General features: G+C 38.1%; 16 protein-coding genes. 12 read left to right on the forward strand and 4 right to left on the reverse strand.

Annotated elements, in window-relative coordinates; translation table 11 throughout:
- Positions 1-264: 264 nt before the first annotated feature.
- From B7C41_RS10845 to B7C41_RS10895, 10 genes are all read left to right on the forward strand, one after another.
- Positions 265-660, forward strand: coding sequence for a YebG family protein (locus tag B7C41_RS10845; protein WP_085298943.1), 396 nt, complete (start codon positions 265-267; stop codon positions 658-660).
- Positions 661-724: 64 nt separating this feature from the next.
- Positions 725-1441: a M48 family metallopeptidase gene (locus tag B7C41_RS10850; RefSeq protein ID WP_085298944.1), complete on the forward strand. Its 717-nt coding sequence runs from the start codon at positions 725-727 to the stop codon at positions 1439-1441.
- A gap of 585 nt (positions 1442-2026) precedes the next feature.
- On the forward strand, positions 2027-2392 hold the full coding sequence (locus tag B7C41_RS10855; RefSeq protein WP_085298945.1) for a response regulator: 366 nt from the start codon (positions 2027-2029) through the stop codon (positions 2390-2392).
- Positions 2389-2997, forward strand: a complete 609-nt coding sequence (locus tag B7C41_RS10860) for a chemotaxis protein (RefSeq protein WP_085298946.1) — start codon at positions 2389-2391, stop codon at positions 2995-2997. The genes B7C41_RS10855 and B7C41_RS10860 overlap by 4 nt, the downstream gene beginning before the upstream one ends.
- A 2-nt stretch (positions 2998-2999) precedes the next feature.
- Entirely contained in the window at positions 3000-3944 is a 945-nt protein-coding gene (locus tag B7C41_RS10865) for a GGDEF domain-containing protein (RefSeq protein ID WP_085298947.1), read from the forward strand.
- A gap of 254 nt (positions 3945-4198) precedes the next feature.
- Positions 4199-6655: a bifunctional aspartate kinase/homoserine dehydrogenase I gene (gene thrA / locus B7C41_RS10870; RefSeq protein WP_085298948.1), complete on the forward strand. Its 2457-nt coding sequence runs from the start codon at positions 4199-4201 to the stop codon at positions 6653-6655.
- The gene (gene thrB / locus B7C41_RS10875; RefSeq protein WP_085298949.1) at positions 6655-7629 is read left to right on the forward strand and encodes a homoserine kinase; all 975 of its coding nucleotides are present in this window, start codon (positions 6655-6657) and stop codon (positions 7627-7629) included. The genes thrA and thrB overlap by 1 nt, the downstream gene beginning before the upstream one ends.
- An 84-nt stretch (positions 7630-7713) precedes the next feature.
- A complete protein-coding gene (gene thrC, locus B7C41_RS10880) occupies positions 7714-9000 on the forward strand; it encodes a threonine synthase (RefSeq protein ID WP_085298950.1) in 1287 nt (428 codons plus the stop codon).
- 802 nt (positions 9001-9802) lie between these two features.
- A complete protein-coding gene (gene ung / locus B7C41_RS10890) occupies positions 9803-10495 on the forward strand; it encodes a uracil-DNA glycosylase (RefSeq protein WP_085298952.1) in 693 nt (230 codons plus the stop codon).
- A 203-nt stretch (positions 10496-10698) separates the two neighbouring features.
- Positions 10699-12246 (forward strand): aminotransferase class V-fold PLP-dependent enzyme, encoded by a 1548-nt coding sequence (locus B7C41_RS10895; RefSeq protein ID WP_211279515.1) that lies wholly within the window; start codon positions 10699-10701, stop codon positions 12244-12246.
- A 197-nt stretch (positions 12247-12443) separates the two neighbouring features.
- Here the strand turns inward: B7C41_RS10895 and B7C41_RS10900 are convergent, their stop codons facing one another.
- Positions 12444-13010: a GNAT family N-acetyltransferase gene (locus B7C41_RS10900; RefSeq protein ID WP_085299454.1), complete on the reverse strand. Its 567-nt coding sequence runs from the start codon at positions 13008-13010 to the stop codon at positions 12444-12446.
- 122 nt (positions 13011-13132) lie between these two features.
- Between B7C41_RS10900 and B7C41_RS10905 the strand changes: the two genes are divergently transcribed.
- A complete protein-coding gene (locus B7C41_RS10905) occupies positions 13133-14470 on the forward strand; it encodes an NAD(P)/FAD-dependent oxidoreductase (protein ID WP_085298954.1) in 1338 nt (445 codons plus the stop codon).
- 32 nt (positions 14471-14502) lie between these two features.
- Here B7C41_RS10905 and B7C41_RS10910 read toward each other — a convergent pair whose 3' ends face one another.
- The 3 genes from B7C41_RS10910 to B7C41_RS10920 form a co-directional block, all read right to left on the reverse strand.
- Positions 14503-15456: a D-2-hydroxyacid dehydrogenase gene (locus B7C41_RS10910; RefSeq protein ID WP_085298955.1), complete on the reverse strand. Its 954-nt coding sequence runs from the start codon at positions 15454-15456 to the stop codon at positions 14503-14505.
- A 149-nt stretch (positions 15457-15605) separates the two neighbouring features.
- On the reverse strand, positions 15606-16811 hold the full coding sequence (locus B7C41_RS10915; RefSeq protein ID WP_085298956.1) for an NnrS family protein: 1206 nt from the start codon (positions 16809-16811) through the stop codon (positions 15606-15608).
- Positions 16812-16925: 114 nt separating this feature from the next.
- On the reverse strand, positions 16926-17171 hold the full coding sequence (locus B7C41_RS10920) for a DUF2164 domain-containing protein (protein ID WP_085298957.1): 246 nt from the start codon (positions 17169-17171) through the stop codon (positions 16926-16928).
- Between the two features lie 249 nt (positions 17172-17420).
- Here B7C41_RS10920 and iscX point away from each other — a divergent pair, with 249 nt between their 5' ends.
- The gene (gene iscX, locus B7C41_RS10925) at positions 17421-17621 is read left to right on the forward strand and encodes a Fe-S cluster assembly protein IscX (protein WP_085298958.1); all 201 of its coding nucleotides are present in this window, start codon (positions 17421-17423) and stop codon (positions 17619-17621) included.
- Positions 17622-17728: the final 107 nt, after the last annotated feature.

Genomic DNA, 17728 nt, shown 5'->3' on the forward strand with positions numbered 1-17728 from the left:
TTACATCTAGTGACATTCCGAGATATTTTTATTACTTTTTTTGTAATATATCGCACGATGAAATGCATAAATATTGAACATTTTTTAGTTGAAAGTTATTATTTTCTGGCAATTTAAAAAGAATAGAGTATGATGCTGTATATGTATACAGTTTTTGGTTTTTCTAGCTAGTGTATATTGCTAATCGCTATAATTGTGCTTACCAATTTAAATAAGATATGATGAATAGCAGAGTTTGAGTCTTGAGAAAATAAGGGATACCCAATGGCAGTTGAAAGTCGATTTGTCGTGATAAGACAAGGTGTGGAGGTAGAAACATTTATGGATAAGAAAGCCGCAGATGACTACGATAAAATGCTTGATATGGCAGATAATTTGTCTGAAATGTTTGAGCAAGCGCCAGTTGAACTTTCAGAGGAAATACGTGAAGAGCTAAGTGTTTATTTAGCTCAAAATCGTGAGTGTGTTCTGGTTGCTTTACAAGCAAAAAAAGCAAAAGTTCAGAGCAGCAAAGCAGTTTCCGCTAAGCCAATCGCTAAAACTTTATCTGATGATAGTGAAGCAGAAAATCCAACCCCAAAAGAGTCAAAAACAAAAGTTGCTAGTGCTAAGTTACCTACTAAAAAAACAGTAGCTAAAAGCAAAACAGAAGCAGCTTAATGTTACATGCTCAAGTGCTTGTTAAATAAATAACGAAATTTGAGCTTTTGTACGGTGAGGTAAATTGGATTACCAATTAATTCGTAGTAATAGACGAAAAACAATTGCTTTACAGGTAAAGAATGCTCAAGTTATTGTCCGCGCACCTGATTTTGTTAAAGTTGAATACATAGAGAATCTAATTCAGTTAAAATCAATATGGCTAGCCAAAAAAATTGCACTGCAGCAGCTTTCCAATAACACATTATCTTCATGTTCAAAAAATAATTTTAGTCTTGATAACCCTGTTTATATTGATGGGCTCCCACATAGGATCATAATCTGCTTTGGCCGACAAAAGGTGCAACATGATTTTGTTGAAAAATCACTACGGGTTTTTATTGCGTTAAGATATCAGCAATATGAAATAAACTCAGTAGCCATCGCTCAAAAAGTAAAGTCATTAATTGAGCAGTGGTTTAAAGCCTCAATTGATGAGTACCTAAGCCATCAATTACCATTATTTTCAGAAAAAACTTTATTGCATGCTGAGGCATTTAAGGTGAGAAAATATAAGGCACGTTGGGGGAGCTGTAGTAGTCGTGGTGAGCTAAGTTTTAACTACTTATTAAAAATGCTGCCACCTTGGGTGGTTGACTATGTCATCGTACACGAACTTTGTCACCTTAAGTATATGAATCATTCGACAAAATTCTGGCAGTTAGTTGAAAGGCATTGTCCTGAGTTCTATTTGGCAAAACAATGGTTGAAAAAAAACCAAGCGTATTTGAGTTGGAATTAATCATAAAAGATATGCTATATAAAGCTATTGCTCAGGCTCATATTTTATCTCTCCCTAATTATATATTTATTCTATTGTTTTTATAACTAATTGGCACAAGATATGCTTATTATAATTTACCTGTGATTTATTCTTTATTCGATTTTAAATCATAGATTTAACTATGAATAATAATGACTACTCCATTTATGGAGCATAATATTGGGAGATCAACATGAAATTAGGTAAATATAGCTGGAAAGCTATGAGCATTTATTTTTTGTCTGCACTAATGTCTATCGCCTTTATTGACTTATTGGTAAGTTTCTAGCTCAAACTATTAATGATCATAAACCTAGCCAGGATAAATTTATTGTTATGCTAACTTGCATTCCTTGCATTCTTTGCATGTAGCGCTTTAACTCAGTTTTACCGAAACATATGCTATTGGTTAATTGTAAAATAAATAAAATGTGATAATTATGCTTGTTTTTAACGGCATAAGTAGTAAAAAAGCTCATTTTTATCACTATTAGCAATTAACAGTAGCGTAAAATTGAGGTAGATTAGAGGTTAATAATAAAAATAATAAAGGATTAGTGTCGAATGAGCACGAATGTTCTTATTTGTGATGACTCTAACTTAGCCCGTAAGCAAGTTTTAAGAAGCCTCCCTGAAAGTTTGTCAAGCGACGCGCAACTCGCCACTAATGGTGAAGAAGCGTTAGCGATCCTAAGAAACCAAAATATTGATGTACTTTTTCTTGATTTAACCATGCCGGTTATTGATGGTTTAGGGGTATTACAAGCCATGCAAGATGAAAGTATTGAGCTGCCAGTATTTGTTATCTCCGCTGATATTCAGCCGGAGATGCAAAGTAGAGTACTTAATTTAGGGGCGAAAGCTTTTTTACGTAAACCCGTACAACTAGAAACCTTAAATGAAAATTTGAAATTGCATGGGATATTATGAGTGCTTTTGATTTGAGCGAAGATCAGCAAGATTGCTTGCAAGAACTTATCAATGTTGCCATGGGGCAAGCCAGTGATCAACTTGCGCGCTATTTAAATACTTTTGTTTATTTGAAGGTGCCAAGTATCGAACAAGTAAAGTCCGATCAACTTTTTGATTCAGGGCATCAGAACTTGGAAGCTATTGCCGTCGTTAGCCAAGGTTTTTTCGGCTATGAAGGTATACGTGGTGAAGCATTACTAATGTATCAACCGCAAGATTCACATCGCTTAGCTGATTTACTTGGTTATGAAGACGATGAGATGAGTTTTGATGAACAAATCATAGATTTGAGCTCAATTTTAACAACAACATTTTTGAATGTTTTTGCTAGTCAAATAGATAACCAAATGTCGTATAGTGCGCCAAGGTTAATTTCCGCTAATCAAGGAATGGTTTCTGAACATTTGACTCAGCAAGCTTTTAATTGGGACTTAGCGTTAAAAGTCCGTATTAGTTATCAGGTGACTGATTACTCCTTTAATTGTGATATGGTGCTATTAATTCCTGAAGAAGCGATTATTAATATTAAAACCGTTATTGATCGGATTTTGGAAGATTTTTAGTTATGCTGGATGAGTTTTGTTTGGATATCTCAAACCGATTAAATACAGGAATTCTATTTCTAGATTGTGATTATAACATTATTATGTGGAATCGTTTTTTAGAAGTTCACGCGAATAAGAATGATAATGACGTGATCGGTAAAAGTGTTTTTAGCATTTTTCCTGAATTACCTAGAAAGTGGTTTGAGCGTAAATTATCCAGTGTTATTCAGCTCAAAACTCAATCTTTTTGTGGTTGGGAGCAGCGTCATCATTTGTTTGAACTCTTTCATTCTCGCCCCATCACGACAGATAGTCACTTTATGGCACAAAACTGTACCTTTTTACCTGTTGAGATTTCAGGTGAACTTGAAGGTATTTGTATTTTAATTGAAGATGTTACTGATGTTTGTCATTACCAAAATCAACTGAATAAAGCCCTAGAAGAATTGGCTTTATCAAACCGTATTGATGGCTTAACTCAAACGTTTAACCGCAAGCATTGGGAAGAATGTTTAGCAAAAGAGTTTTCACGTGCACGCCGTCATCAACATGATTTAGCATTGGTGATGCTAGATTTAGATCACTTTAAACTACTCAATGATACTTTTGGCCATCAAGGCGGTGATCTAGTGTTAGTTGAAACAGCAAAAGCTGTCACTAAATTACTACGTATGGGAGATTTATTTGGTCGTTATGGTGGTGAAGAGTTTGCCGTGATATTGCCAAATACCAATCTAGCAGGCGCGGAAGAGGTTGCTGAACGTATTCGTCAGTCTATTGCTAAAAACACCATTCGATATCAAGATCGAACCATAAGTGTTACTGCAAGTATTGGGGTAGCGACTATTGACAGTATCGATACGCGTTATGAAGATTTGATTAGCAATGCCGATATCGCATTATATGAAGCTAAAGCTAAGGGTAGAAACCGTGTTTGTTTAGCGAAAGAAACATTGTTAGCCTGAATATAAATTATAAATATTCATAATAAATAACTTTTATACATATATTAGTTTGTTTTATTCAAAAATATCAGTTGACAGAAAATTGCACTTCAGGCATTTTATACTGATGATTATTTCACTTCGCCGTACCATTATTATTACCACTACCACCCTCATTGGGATGGTGGTCATCGGCTGACGTGTAAAACTTAATAATTTTATCAAGCCCGTGACCATAAAGGTTACGGGCTTTTTTTGTTTTATAAGGAGTAAAAATGCGTGTATTAAAGTTTGGTGGTTCATCGTTAGCAACGGCACAGCGTTTTATTGACGTTGCAAATATCATCAAGAATGAAAGCAAGTCATCTAAATTGGCTGTTGTTGTATCTGCACCTCAAGGTGTTACCAATCATTTGGTAGCGATGGCAGAAAATATTTCAGATGAAAATAAGCTGAAAAGCGATTTACAGCACTTTAAGCATGCTATTGAAAATATAATTAGCGATTTGTCTGCAACATTACCTGAATTTTGTCATCAACATAGTGAGCAAGCTCTTGCCAATTGGGAACAGCAGTTAAGTCGTTATTTACATGGCGCTACGTTACTTTCATTTTGCCCTGAGCACGTACGAGCACGTATTATTAGTATTGGTGAGCGATTAAGTGTCGCATTGTTGAGTTCAGTGTTAGCGGTTGATGATATCCAAGTCAGTACCATTGAACCTGAAAAATTCCTACACACAAATGATGTCTCGCTAAATGCGGTAGCTGATTTAGTGCTATGTAAAGATAAATACCAACAAGCCTATAGTGACTTAAACGACGTTGCACTAATGCCAGGCTTTATTGGTGTTGATAGTAAAGGTGACGTGACAACGTTAGGACGTAATGGATCTGACTATTCAGCGGCCGTGTTAGCTGTTTGTAGTGAAGCGAAATATTGTGAAATATGGACTGATGTTGATGGCGTTTACAATGCTGATCCTCGTTTGATAAAAGAAGCGCAGTTGTTAGATTATTTATCTTATCAAGAAGCAATGGAGCTTTCATATTTTGGCGCTAGCGTCTTACATCCGAAAACTATTGGCCCGATAGCGCAATATCATATCCCATGTTTGATTAAAAATACCGGTAACCCTCAAGCACCAGGCACACTAATTGCCAACGAAAATGATCAAAAGAAACAAGTTAAAGCAATTTCAAATCTTGATGATTTAACTATGGTTAATGTTTCAGGCCCAGGCATGAAAGGTATGGTGGGTATGGCGAGTCGAGTTTTTGCCACCATGAGTCGTGAGAACATCTCTTTAATTTTAATCAGCCAATCTTCAAGTGAATACTGTATTAGTTTTTGTATTTATTCAGCCGATGCGATTAGGGCGAAACAAAGTCTTCAAGAAGAATTTGAACTAGAGTTACTCAACGGGTTACTAGAACCACTCACGTTGACTGATAAATTATCTATCGTGTCTTTAGTTGGTGATGGTATGCATCATCAACAAGGTGTTGCTGCCAAATTTTTTGCTTCATTGGCACAAGCAAGAGTCAATGTTGTGGCTATCGCACAAGATTCGTCAGAGCGCAGTATCTCTGTGGTTATCGAAAGTAGAAAATGCACTGATGCCATGAAAGTCAGCCATCAAAACTTTTTCTCTCACAAGCAAACTATAGACGTATTTCTTGTTGGTTGTGGTGTTGTCGGTAGCGAATTGTTGGCACAGATTGCTCGACAACAGCCGAAATTGAAAACTGATAATATTGCTTTAAAAGTTTATGGTTTGGCCAATAGTAAAGGTATGGTGTTTAATCAAGAGGGCATTGATGTAAGTAATTGGCAGCCAAGTTTTGAGCAACAAGCGGTCAATGTAAATGTTGATAATATTAAAGCTTTTGTTCGTGATAACCATTTAATTAACCCCGTATTAGTTGATTGTACTTCTAACGAAGCATTAGCTTTAGACTATGTTAAATATTTAGAAGCTGGTTTTAATGTTGTTACGCCAAATAAGAAAGCAAATACAGATTCATGGCAGTACTATCAAGCGCTTAGGGTGGCAGCACAAAAAACTAATCGTCGCTTTCTATATGAAACAACGGTAGGTGCGGGTTTACCAGTTATTGATACCTTACAAAATTTATTAAAAGCGGGCGATGAACTACATCGTTTTGAAGGTGTATTATCGGGCTCATTGTCTTATATCTTCGGTAAATTAGATGAAGGAATGACATTATCTCAAGCAACGGCACTTGCAAAAGAGCAAGGTTTTACTGAACCAGACCCAAGAGATGATTTAAGCGGTATGGATGTCGCACGAAAATTATTAATCATGGCGCGTGAAGCGGGATTACCACTGGAGTTGAGCGATATTAAAGTGGAATCAGTATTAACTGAATCGTTTGATGCAAGTGGTGATGTTGAAAGCTTTATGAGCAACTTGGAAGAGTTAGACGAAAGTTTCGGCGCACGTATTAATGCGGCTAAAGTTGAAGGGAAAGTATTAAGATATATCGGTAATATTATTGATGGACAGTGCCAGGTTTGCATTGAAGCTGTTGGCCCAGAACACCCATTATTTAGTATTAAAGATGGTGAAAATGCCTTAGCAGTGCACAGCCGTTATTACCAACCTTTGCCATTTGTTTTACGTGGTTATGGTGCAGGTGCAGCGGTTACCGCCGCTGGTGTATTTGGTGATTTATTAAGAACTTTAGCGTGGGAGCAACAACATTAATGAGCGTTTCAGTATTTGCACCAGCGTCAATCGGCAATGTTAATGTCGGTTTTGATGTTTTAGGACTTGCCGTTAAACCGATTGATGGCACGCTTTTAGGAGACGTGGTCACGGTTACTCATAGTAACGATGGTGATCACATTGAAGTTACCGGCGACTTTGCAAAAAAGCTACCCGGAGATGTTAAAGACAATATTGTCTGGCATTGCTTATTATTATTTAATCAACAGCTTGAGGCACACCAAAAAGATGTAGCCAAGGTAAAGTTAAGTTTAGAAAAGCGTATGCCTGTGGGCAGTGGCTTAGGCTCAAGCGCATGCTCTGTTGTCGCAGCATTAGCAGGGTTAAATGCTTTTTATGAAAAGTACCATCAATTTAGTTTTGACGATAAAGCGTTATTGAAAATGATGGGACAGATGGAAGCACAAATTAGTGGCAGCTTGCACTACGATAATGTCGCTCCTTGCTTTTTAGGTGGTATGCAGTTGATGGTGCCAGATCAAGAAGTGATTTCCCGAACATTGCCAGCATTTGAAGATTGTTACTATGTTATGGCTTATCCAGGTATTGAGGTTTCGACAAAAGCGGCTCGTGATATTTTACCACGTGATTATTCACGCGCTGATTTAATTACCTTTGGACAAAATTTAGCGACCTTTGTTGACGCTTGCCACCGCAAGGATAAAGTACAGGCATATTCGGTATTAACCGATGTTGTTGCTGAACCTTATCGTCAGTCAATTTTACCGGGTTATGGTGACGCGGTAAGTCATTTAAAACAGCAAGATTGCTTAGCTGTTGGTATTTCTGGCTCAGGGCCAACACTTTTTTGTGTTACCGATGATAAAAATAAAGCAGAAGAGTTTGCCAATTGGCTAGAACAGAATTATTTGCAAACACTCGCTAACGATGTCAGTGAAGGCTTTGTTCATATTTGTCAAACGGATAGCCAAGGCGCTGTTAGCTTAACCTAGCTGCATTGTTATCGTAAATATAGCCAAATAAAAGCAGAAAAAGGTTAAACCCCTTAAGAGAAAACCTTATATAGGAATTTAAGCGTGAAATTTTATAATTTAAAAGAAAATGATGAACAAGTAAGTTTTGCTGGTGCAGTAAAGCAGGGGCTAGGCCGCAATCAAGGGTTGTTTTTCCCTGAGCATATTCCAAGTTTTGAAAATATTGAAGAGTTGCTAGCACTACCACTGGTTGAGCGCAGCGTTAAAGTACTTTACCCATTTGTTAGTGATGACCTTTCACAACAACAACTGACTGAAATTGTAACGGATGCTTTTAATTTTCCTGCACAAATACAGCCAATTAGTGAAAAAAGAGCCATTCTAGAATTGTTTCATGGCCCGACATTAGCCTTTAAAGATTTTGGTGCCCGCTTTATGGCAAAGTGTTTACAGGCATTTAGCCAAGGGAAAAAAATTACCATTTTAACGGCAACCTCTGGTGATACTGGTGCCGCTGTTGCTCATGCTTTTCATGATATAGACAATATCGATGTTGTTATTTTATATCCCAAAGGCAAAATTAGCTTGTTACAAGAAAAAATGTTCACCACGCTTGGTGGCAATATCAAAACCGTTGCCATTGAAGGCACTTTTGATGATTGCCAGGCACTGGTTAAACAGTCGTTTGATGACCAAGAGCTAAAAGAAACTATCGGTTTAAATTCAGCAAACTCAATTAATATTAGCCGTTTACTAGCGCAAATTTGTTACTACTTTGAAGCGGTTGCTCAGCTGTATCGTCAAAAAGGAGCTGATGCGCTTGATGAGTTAGTATTTTCAATTCCAAGCGGCAATTTTGGTAATTTAACGGCAGGACTTTTTGCTAAAGCATTAGGTTTGCCAATTAAACGCTTTATTGCCGCTACCAATGCCAACGATACTGTACCGCGTTATTTGCAAACGGGTGAGTGGTCTCCAAATGATACTGTTGCCACAATTTCAAATGCCATGGACGTAAGTAATCCTAACAATTGGCCTCGTGTTGAACATATGCTTAAAGCAGGCATTGTAGAAGCTGATTGTGTTAGCTCAGTATCGATTGATGAAGAGCAAACACAAATGACTATGATTCAATTGGCAAAGTTAGGTTATATCAGTGAGCCTCATGCGGCTGTGGCCTATCGAGCGTTACAATATAACGCCCTTGATTCAGAGTTTGGCGTATTTTTAGGTACTGCCCATCCGGCTAAGTTTAAAGAAATTGTTGAAAGTACCTTAGGTCAGCCGATAGGCTTACCGAAAGAGCTTGCAGATTGTGCCAGTGAAACTATTCTGTCAACAACCGCATCAACTGAATTTGCAGAGTTAAGAACATATTTACTCAGTTAGCTATTTAGTTTGAGTAATCGATATAAATATAGAAAGGCAGTTTTACTGCCTTTTTATGTTCAGGATGAACGGTATAACGCGGGTGCGCGGCCGTTCCAAGGCATCCTTGCCTTCACGGCATTAATACATCCATGTATGTCGATGGCAAAACATGATGATGTTCAGGCCTTTCTCAGACATCTTGTCATTCAAGGCATTAGTACATCTCGGTAATTGCTCCATGTATTCCCCCTCATAACTTACATCCATATAAGTACATGCACGTCGATGAACGGTATAACGTGGTTGCGTGGCCGTTCCAAGGCATCCTTGCCTTCACGGCATTAATACATCCATGTATGTCGATGGCAAAGCATGGTGATGTTCAGGCCTTTCTCAGACATCTTGTCATTCAAGGTATTAGTACATCTCGGTAATTGCTCCATGCATTCCCCTAATAACTTACATCCATATACCCAAGCCACTTGGAGATGCAGGATTCAGCAAGCCGAGAAAGGGTTAGCACCAAGGCATTGATTGAAGAGAATAGTTATTCTATTGTCGAAATCAATAACGCCGGGGATGACCCTTTACCGCCTTGCCCTGTGGGAGCTAAGCTAGAAAGCCAGTTCAGCGTTGCGGTACTTGGTAAGGGAGTAACCATTACCTGCGTGCTGTGCCTTGCTCTGATTTCCTAGCTTAACTCTGAAACAGCATCTTCGAGTGGCTTGGGTATATAAGTACATGCACATCGATGAACGGTATATAATGGCTGGTAAAGAATAATCTTCCAATATCTGTTCGCGACTCAAAGAGTAATGAAATGACAAAGTTAAAACCACAGTGGCAAGAAATTGTATCCCAAGAGCAGCAACAAGCTTATTTCCAAAAGCTTTCTGAAAATGTTGCTCAACAAAGAGCAGACGGCGAGATGATCTTCCCCGTAGAAAGTGACGTTTTTAGCGCTTTTTCTACAGTAGATTTGGCGGATGTTAAAGTGGTAATACTCGGGCAAGACCCTTATCACGGTGTTGGCGCTAATGGTGAGTCACAAGCTCATGGTTTGGCATTTTCAGTGCGAAAAGGAATTAAAGTACCACCATCGTTAGTAAATATTTATAAAGAACTCACACAAGATATTGCCGAATTTACCACGCCAAAACATGGCCATTTAGTCGATTGGGCAAAGCAAGGCGTGTTATTGCTGAATACGGTTTTAACGGTGAAACAAGGGCAAGCACATTCTCATGCCAAACTGGGTTGGGAAACTTTTACTGATAATATTATTGCACAGCTCAATGAGCATAATGCTGGCTGTGTATTTATGTTGTGGGGCAGCCATGCTCAAAAGAAAGGTAAAAATATCAATCAGCAAAAACACTTGGTTTTAAATGGTCCACATCCTTCACCACTATCTGCTTATCGAGGCTTCTTTGGTTGCCAGCACTTTTCTAAGGCAAACCATTGGCTTAGTAAACAAAAAAAGTCTCCAATTGATTGGCGAGTTAGCGATTAAATAGTTGTCTATTTAGAAGAATATTCCCTTATTGATATATTCAGCAAATTAATTTTCACTTTAGCAATGAAATAATTTCTATTTGAGATGTTTATTTTTATAAATCACTCTGTGTGAGTTTTATATTGCTTATTAAGTTGTTTTTGTGGTTTTTAATTACTATAAATTTCTCAAATGCTAGTATGTTTTTATTACAGAGCTAAGTGAGTGCATATAGTATGTCTTTGGAAAACTATTTTTTACCGTTTCGAAAAAACGTTGTTGGACAAAATTTAACACATAAAATAAATGGTAAAACATTAGATATTATTTATGCCGACTGGACTGCGAGCGGGCGCTTGTATCAACCGATTGAAGATTACCTTACCAATGAATTAGGTCCTTATGTTGCGAATACACATACTGAAACCAATTTAACCGGTAGTGCTATGACTAACGCTTATCATGACGCGCAGTATATTATTAAACGCCATGTTAACGCTTGTGAAAATGATGTTTTGATCACTGCTGGTGCAGGTATGACGGCGGTGGTAAATAAATTTCAACGTATCTTAGGTTTGCGTATTCCTGAGCGTATGCAAGAGCAAGTAACATTTGCTGAAAGTGATCGCCCAGTGGTATTTATTACTCATATGGAACATCATTCAAACCAAACCTCGTGGTATGAATGCGATGTAACACTAGAGATTGTTGAGCCTGATAGCAACGGCTTACCGTCATTAGAACATCTAGAGTTACTGTTAGAAAAATACCAAGACCGTAAAGTTAAAATAGGCTCATTCTCTGCTTGTTCAAATGTGACCGGTATTAAAACCCCATACTATCAGTTAGCTGAAATAATGCATAAGCATGGTGGCTTGTGTTTTGTCGACTTTGCGGCATCTGCACCTTATGTTGATATTGATATGCACCCTAGCGATCCGAAGCAAGCATTAGATGCTATTTACTTTTCTCCGCATAAATTTCTTGGTGGTCCGGGAAGTTCAGGTGTACTGGTTTTTAATAAAGTGCTCTATAAAAATAAGGTACCAGATCATCCTGGTGGCGGCACAGTGACATGGACAAACCCTTGGGGGAAACATAGCTTTTTTAATAATATTGAGATGCGTGAAGATGGCGGCACCCCTGGCTTCTTACAAACCATTAAAACTGCATTAGCGATAAAGTTAAAAGATGCTATGGGTGTTGAAAATATTCACCAGCGTGAAACTGAAATTACCCATTATGTTATGGATACCTTGGCTAAAAACGAGCAAGTTGTCATGTTAGAGCCAAATATCCGAGATCGATTAGCTATAGTGTCGTTTTATGTTCGAGGTGCTCACCATAATTTAATTGTGCGCCTACTTAACGATAAGTTTGGCGTGCAAACCCGCGGCGGTTGTTCTTGTGCTGGCACTTATGGGCATATTTTATTAAATGTTGATCAGGACACTTCGTCAAAAATAACTGAACAAATTGATTCGGGCGATTTTGCTGAAAAACCAGGTTGGATCAGAGCCTCATTTCACCCAACCACATCAGATAAAGAAGTGGCTTTTGTGGTGAATGCGATTAACCAAGTCACGGAAAATTTAGCGGCTTGGAGTAAAGAATATCGATTTAATCCAGCTTCTGGTGATTACGAGCATTGTAATATCGACGTCGAATTTCCAAGTTTAACTGGCTTTAATCCTTTACCTGATGGTGCAAAAACTGCCACTGTGAAACCAGCAGAAAGTTCGTCAATGTTGCGCAAAATTTTTGGTTAGATGGGCAGTGTAGATTAGCCAGCGTTTACAAACTTATCGGCTATCAGAGCCGCCATAGTCGATAAGTTTATGCTATTGCCCTGTGTATACCCTTTCTCGACTTACTGAATCCTGCATCTTCAGATGGTTTGGGTATATCTTACAGTTATATTTTATTACTGCTTACTTTGATTGAAATGTGCTTGAATAAATATAGTTTAATCAAAAACAACCATCATTTCTGCCGCTTCACAGTGACAGTCATTATGACAAACCGGACATTCGTATCCTGCTAAGCTAAGTTCTCGCCAGCGGTCTGGATGTTCTTTTATCAAAATTCCACCACATTTAGTAAAGTATTTTACCGCACTGTTCCCTGGGCTTTGCTTCCATAAATGACTAACACCAGCAGTGGCTCCTTGCAATTTAGCTGCGGCAATTGAGCGCCTTAATAATTCACCACCGATACCATGCCCACGATAATTTTCATCAACGGTATTGCATTTAAAATAGCAAACTTTCTCAGCCGCAACGGGCCACAACTCAGGAGAGCACCACTCGTCAATTTGCCATTGTTCAATGGCGTAAGTGATCCTAAAACCGACTAATTTGTCATCGTGATAAACCACAAAACCACTGTTAATGTTATTTTTGAAGCCTTTGTCATACCACGCTTTCATACTGGCTTGATCTAGGTAGCCTTCGCCATGCACTTCTGTTGCTAAGTGTATTACTGCGTTGAAGTCTTCAGGTGTTAAAGCTTGATAGTTTAGCGTTATGTTCATAGCGTTGATTTTTCCAAGGGCTATTACAGCATTGAATTGTTTTTTCTGAGATACTTTAGCAGATAAATATATGCTATTAATCAACAAGAGCATAACCTTTTTACCAAATTTTGGAAGTGAAAATGTACGATCCTTTACACGATGTTTCTCCCGGCTGTGGCCAACCCTATCCTGACAGCTATTGGGCTGATATTTCAGGAACGCCGCCCGGGCACGATGGTGCAGTATCACAAGATATTGATGTCGATGTTGCTATTATTGGTGCTGGTTATACAGGTTTATCGTGTGCACTACATTTAGCTAGAAATCACGGTATAAAAGCGCATGTTATTGAAGCTAACCAAACTGCATGGGGCTGTAGCGGCAGAAATGCTGGCTTCATTTTAAAATCTTCCGGTCGCAAGTCTTACAGCCAAATGGCCAAGCAGTGGGGCGAGGAAGTGATGCGAGGCATTTATGATGAAATGGCTGCGGGCGTAGAAACTGTAAATGGTCTAATTAGTGAGGGTATCGATTGCGACCAACAAAGTGCGGGTTATATAAAAGTTGCGCATAAAGCTAATAAATTGAAAGAACTGGTTGAGCTGGCAAAATTACAGCAGAACATGTTTGGTTATGATGTTGAAATATTATCGCAAAATGATCTTCGTCAACAGTATATGGATGATCGCAATGCTTATGGCGCTATTCGTTATCAAGATGGCTTTGGTTTAAATCCGCTTAAGTTAGCTTGGGGCTACCAAAAACTGGCTCGTGCAGCTGGCGCTAAAGTTCATTGTGCTTCGCCTGTTAGTCATTGGAAAACTTCAGGCAATAAACAAGTGCTACAAACACTAAATGGCACGGTAAGGGCACAGAAAGTGGTTATTGCGACTAACGGTTATACACCAAAAGGCTTTCATGAATTAACCACTAACAGAACTTTACCTGTGCTTTCACAAATTATTGTTACCGAGCCTTTAAGTGAAGAGCAACTTGCTGCGTGCAACTTTTTAACCTCTAACGTAGTTATGGATACGCGCGCACTAAAATATTACTACCGAAAACTGCCGGATAATAGAATTCTATTTGGTGGTCGCGGGGCAATTACCGGTAAAAGTGCTGATGATCCTTATTATGCACAGCGCCTTCTTTCAGTATTGAAAACAAGTTTTCCAGCATTAGCCAATATTAAATACAGCTATGCATGGTCAGGTTGGATTTGTATGGCACTTGATGACCTACCGCATATTTATCAAAACGATGAACAATCGGTGTTTTACAGCATGGGTTATTGCGGCAGTGGCGTGTCATTTTCAGTGCAAGCGGGTAAACGTTTAGCTGAGAAGGTGGCTGAGCAACAAGTGCCTAATTTACCTCTTTACAATAAAGCGTTACCAAAATTTCCTTTTGCACCATTACGAAGAGTAGGGCAATGGGGCTACTTTCATTACGGTAAAGTTAAAGATTCGTGGTTTTAATGCCATTAAAGTTATCAGCTTAACATAAGCCACTAATCAACTCTATTGACACGCTCGCCTTGTTTAAATGCTGTGATATTATCAGCAACTAAATTTAACAAGGCTTGCTGTGCTTGCAAGCTTGCCCATGCTATATGGGCGGTAATTTTTAATTTTGATGATTGTGCGGCCAAAAGAATGTGATCTTTTGATGGCGGCTCTTGCTCTAATACATCTAAAATAACGCAACCTAATTGCTTGTTATTGAGTGCATTGAGTAAGTCATGATTGTTAATTAGCGCGCCTCTTGCGGTGTTTATCAATACCGCACTTGCTTTCATATGGCTCAATATATCAGCATTAAACAAACCTTCTGTTTCATTGGTTTGTGGGCAATGTAAACTGATGATATCGGCTTGCTCAATGGCTTGTAAGAATGGAACTCTATCGGGGCGTATCTGCGTTGTATTTGGCCTTTCAGCGATTAACACCTGCATATCAAAGGCATTTGCAATTTCAGCAACCTTTTGACCAAGCGCGCCATAGCCGATAATGGCAATAGCTTTTCCTGCTAATTCCATACTGCCATTACCGTGGTGGCAAAAGGTTGCACTTTCCTGCCATAAACCTTGTTTACTATTGCTATTGTGATGTTCAATTTGACTGTAATAAGTCAATAGTTGCGCAAAAACATATTGAGCAACTGAGTTCTTTGCATAACCACTGACATTAGTTACGGCTATGTTGAGCTCTCGTGCGGCTTCAATATCAACATTGTTGATGCCTGTAGCGGTAATACAAATTAATTTTAAATTAGGCAGTAAAGCTAATGTTTCGCGTTTAAATACGACCTTATTGGTTAAAATTATTTCTGCATTGAGGCAACGTGCAATAATTTGTTCAGGTGCTGTAGTTGCATATAGGGTCAGTTCATCAACGGCTTGATGAAGTGCTGAAAAATCAATATCAGTGCTGAATGTTTGATAATCTAAAAATACACTTTGCATGGCAGGCACTCATCATAAAAATTGCGATAAGCTTATCTTAAACAAGTCTATTGGTCGATTACATCCGAGGTGATTTTGGTAAATAGTAAAACGCCTTAATGAAATGTTCATTAAGGCGTTGGCATGATTAAGTTACTTATGTGGGAATATTAACCTGGACGGCCATCTTCACGTGGTTTTAGTAACATAGGGCCATAAAAGGCAACGAATAGTCCAAATGCTAGTATCCAAAAGAAACCACTGATATCGACAAACATTAAGGTTTTTTCTGGAAAGCCCCAAGGACCGAAACTACGTACTAAACTTGCAACCACCATTGAGGCAAAAGCCAATGACATCAACTTAGGAGGTTGTAACATTCTGCCAGTATGACCTAAAGATACGCGTGAAATCATTGCAAGAATAACACCGCCAATACCACCAACCGTTACTAAGTGCCAAACATGGTTATTAGGAATTTCTGGAATTAAATAGCTTAAACCTAATAAGGTTAAACCAAATGCCATCGCTTTAATTGAAAAATGTAGCGACCACAATAATGGCACACCTAATGTGATCCATGGGCGCCATCTTAACCAGCGAATCGCTTGAAATATTCCTGCGAATATTAATATTATGCCAATGTAAAAATTGTTCATACCAATCAATGGGTGTAATAATAGCAATAAAGTAACAACGGCAAGTGAACCATTGGTTAATTTATCTAGCCAAGGCAATGGTACCGCTTTTGTTGTTTGTGTGCCGTTTGCGGTAAACATAGGTACTACGCGTCCAGCCATCACTGAAATTAGTAAAGTAACTAACATGACGCCAGCATAGCCTGCATACTGTAATGTTATTGTTTCAGGGAAGTAAATGCTGGCATGCATTTCAGCATTGGCAACGGTAAAAAGTGTTAATAAAGGCACAAAGAACAAATTACGATATTGTTTAATGGCTAATATTGGTTTTGCGAGAATAAAGGCAACACAAGGTAAGAAAGCTAGATCTAAAAAGGTACTTAGCGTAGGCCCAAATAAATTTGGTAATAATAAACTTACTCGACCTAACAACCACAGTAAAAACAATGCCGCTAAAAGTTTACCTTTAATGCCAGGTAATCCGGTCCAGTTTTGCACGGCGGTTAATAAAAATCCGGCAATAATTGCGCAACCAAAGCCAAAAATCATTTCGTGAATATGCCACCAATACCCACCACCTAATGGAATAAAGTTGACCGTACCACGATACATCAATAGCCATAATGCGATAGCGATGACACTAAATAATGCGCCAGCAAGAAAAAATGGGCGAAAACCCAGTCTAAAAAGTGGTGTTATTTGCTGTTCTTTTTTTAAATCGGTAATTTGCATCATCTGCACAACCTTTAATCTTTATGTTGAGTTGATCATAAATGATTTTAAAGTAATTACTTTGGTGTATATCAAGTAACGACTCATTGTTTTAATAAATTAATCAAACAAGTAAAATCAAGAAACAGCCATTTCTAATTCAACAATTTGTTCAGCGATTAATTCAATTTTAGCTGACATTAAGGCTTGAGCATCGTATAAACCACGATTGTAATAAACAGCGCCTAACTCTTTAGTGAAAAAATCTAATAGAAAATCAGCATCAAATTGGCCAAGCTCTTGGTCTAATTCACGCTCAAAGTAGCGCTGTAATTTATCGATTAATAGTGTTTTTTCGGTATTAGTAAATTTTATTTCCGACATTAATGAGTATTCCTTTAGTGAACTGTCTACAGTTTAACGCGTTTGCATTATACTGAAAATAAGACTCAAGATAAGAAAGGCTAGGTTAAGTGAATAAATCATCGTTCAAACAATGGTGGCATACCGACTGTCAATTTTGTCGTAAGTCGCGAATGATCATTCTCTGGCTTATCTTAATGTTAATCGCTGATGGAATGTGGTTTGGTTTAATTATTCATTAGTAAAACTTTTAAATATTAAGGAGATATTATGGGCTATCGTTGGACAGACTCATTAGAATTAGCACTAGATTTAATTGAAGCACACCCTGACGTTGACCCAATGAAACTGCACTTTCCAGAATTAATGCAGTGGGTGATAGCATTAGAAAACTTTGATGATGATCCCAAGCATTGTGGTGAACGTGTATTAGAAGCTATTCAATTAGCATGGATATCTGAGGCTGATTGATTTGAAAAAAAGTTGATGTATTTCGTTAATATTTAGCTAATTGGCTGTTTCGTAAGCTTGTATTGACTTATACTGTTTTGCAATATCACCATTATGAATTTTCATTA

The organism is Cognaticolwellia mytili (genome assembly GCF_002104475.1).
Classification (GTDB): domain Bacteria; phylum Pseudomonadota; class Gammaproteobacteria; order Enterobacterales; family Alteromonadaceae; genus Cognaticolwellia; species Cognaticolwellia mytili.

Excerpts from the sequence above, each read along its gene's own strand:
- B7C41_RS10860 (WP_085298946.1), top strand. The coding sequence starts at position 2,389 with ATGAGTGCTTTTGATTTGAGCGAAGATCAGCAAGATTGCTTGCAAGAA.
- B7C41_RS10855 (WP_085298945.1), top strand. The coding sequence starts at position 2,027 with ATGAGCACGAATGTTCTTATTTGTGATGACTCTAACTTAGCCCGTAAG.
- thrB (WP_085298949.1), top strand. The coding sequence starts at position 6,655 with ATGAGCGTTTCAGTATTTGCACCAGCGTCAATCGGCAATGTTAATGTC.
- B7C41_RS10845 (WP_085298943.1), top strand. The coding sequence starts at position 265 with ATGGCAGTTGAAAGTCGATTTGTCGTGATAAGACAAGGTGTGGAGGTA.
- B7C41_RS10865 (WP_085298947.1), top strand. The coding sequence starts at position 3,000 with ATGCTGGATGAGTTTTGTTTGGATATCTCAAACCGATTAAATACAGGA.
- B7C41_RS10920 (WP_085298957.1), bottom strand. The coding sequence starts at position 17,171 with ATGTCGGAAATAAAATTTACTAATACCGAAAAAACACTATTAATCGAT.
- iscX (WP_085298958.1), top strand. The coding sequence starts at position 17,421 with ATGGGCTATCGTTGGACAGACTCATTAGAATTAGCACTAGATTTAATT.
- B7C41_RS10910 (WP_085298955.1), bottom strand. The coding sequence starts at position 15,456 with ATGCAAAGTGTATTTTTAGATTATCAAACATTCAGCACTGATATTGAT.
- thrA (WP_085298948.1), top strand. The coding sequence starts at position 4,199 with ATGCGTGTATTAAAGTTTGGTGGTTCATCGTTAGCAACGGCACAGCGT.
- B7C41_RS10905 (WP_085298954.1), top strand. The coding sequence starts at position 13,133 with ATGTACGATCCTTTACACGATGTTTCTCCCGGCTGTGGCCAACCCTAT.
- B7C41_RS10900 (WP_085299454.1), bottom strand. The coding sequence starts at position 13,010 with ATGAACATAACGCTAAACTATCAAGCTTTAACACCTGAAGACTTCAAC.
- ung (WP_085298952.1), top strand. The coding sequence starts at position 9,803 with ATGACAAAGTTAAAACCACAGTGGCAAGAAATTGTATCCCAAGAGCAG.
- B7C41_RS10915 (WP_085298956.1), bottom strand. The coding sequence starts at position 16,811 with ATGATGCAAATTACCGATTTAAAAAAAGAACAGCAAATAACACCACTT.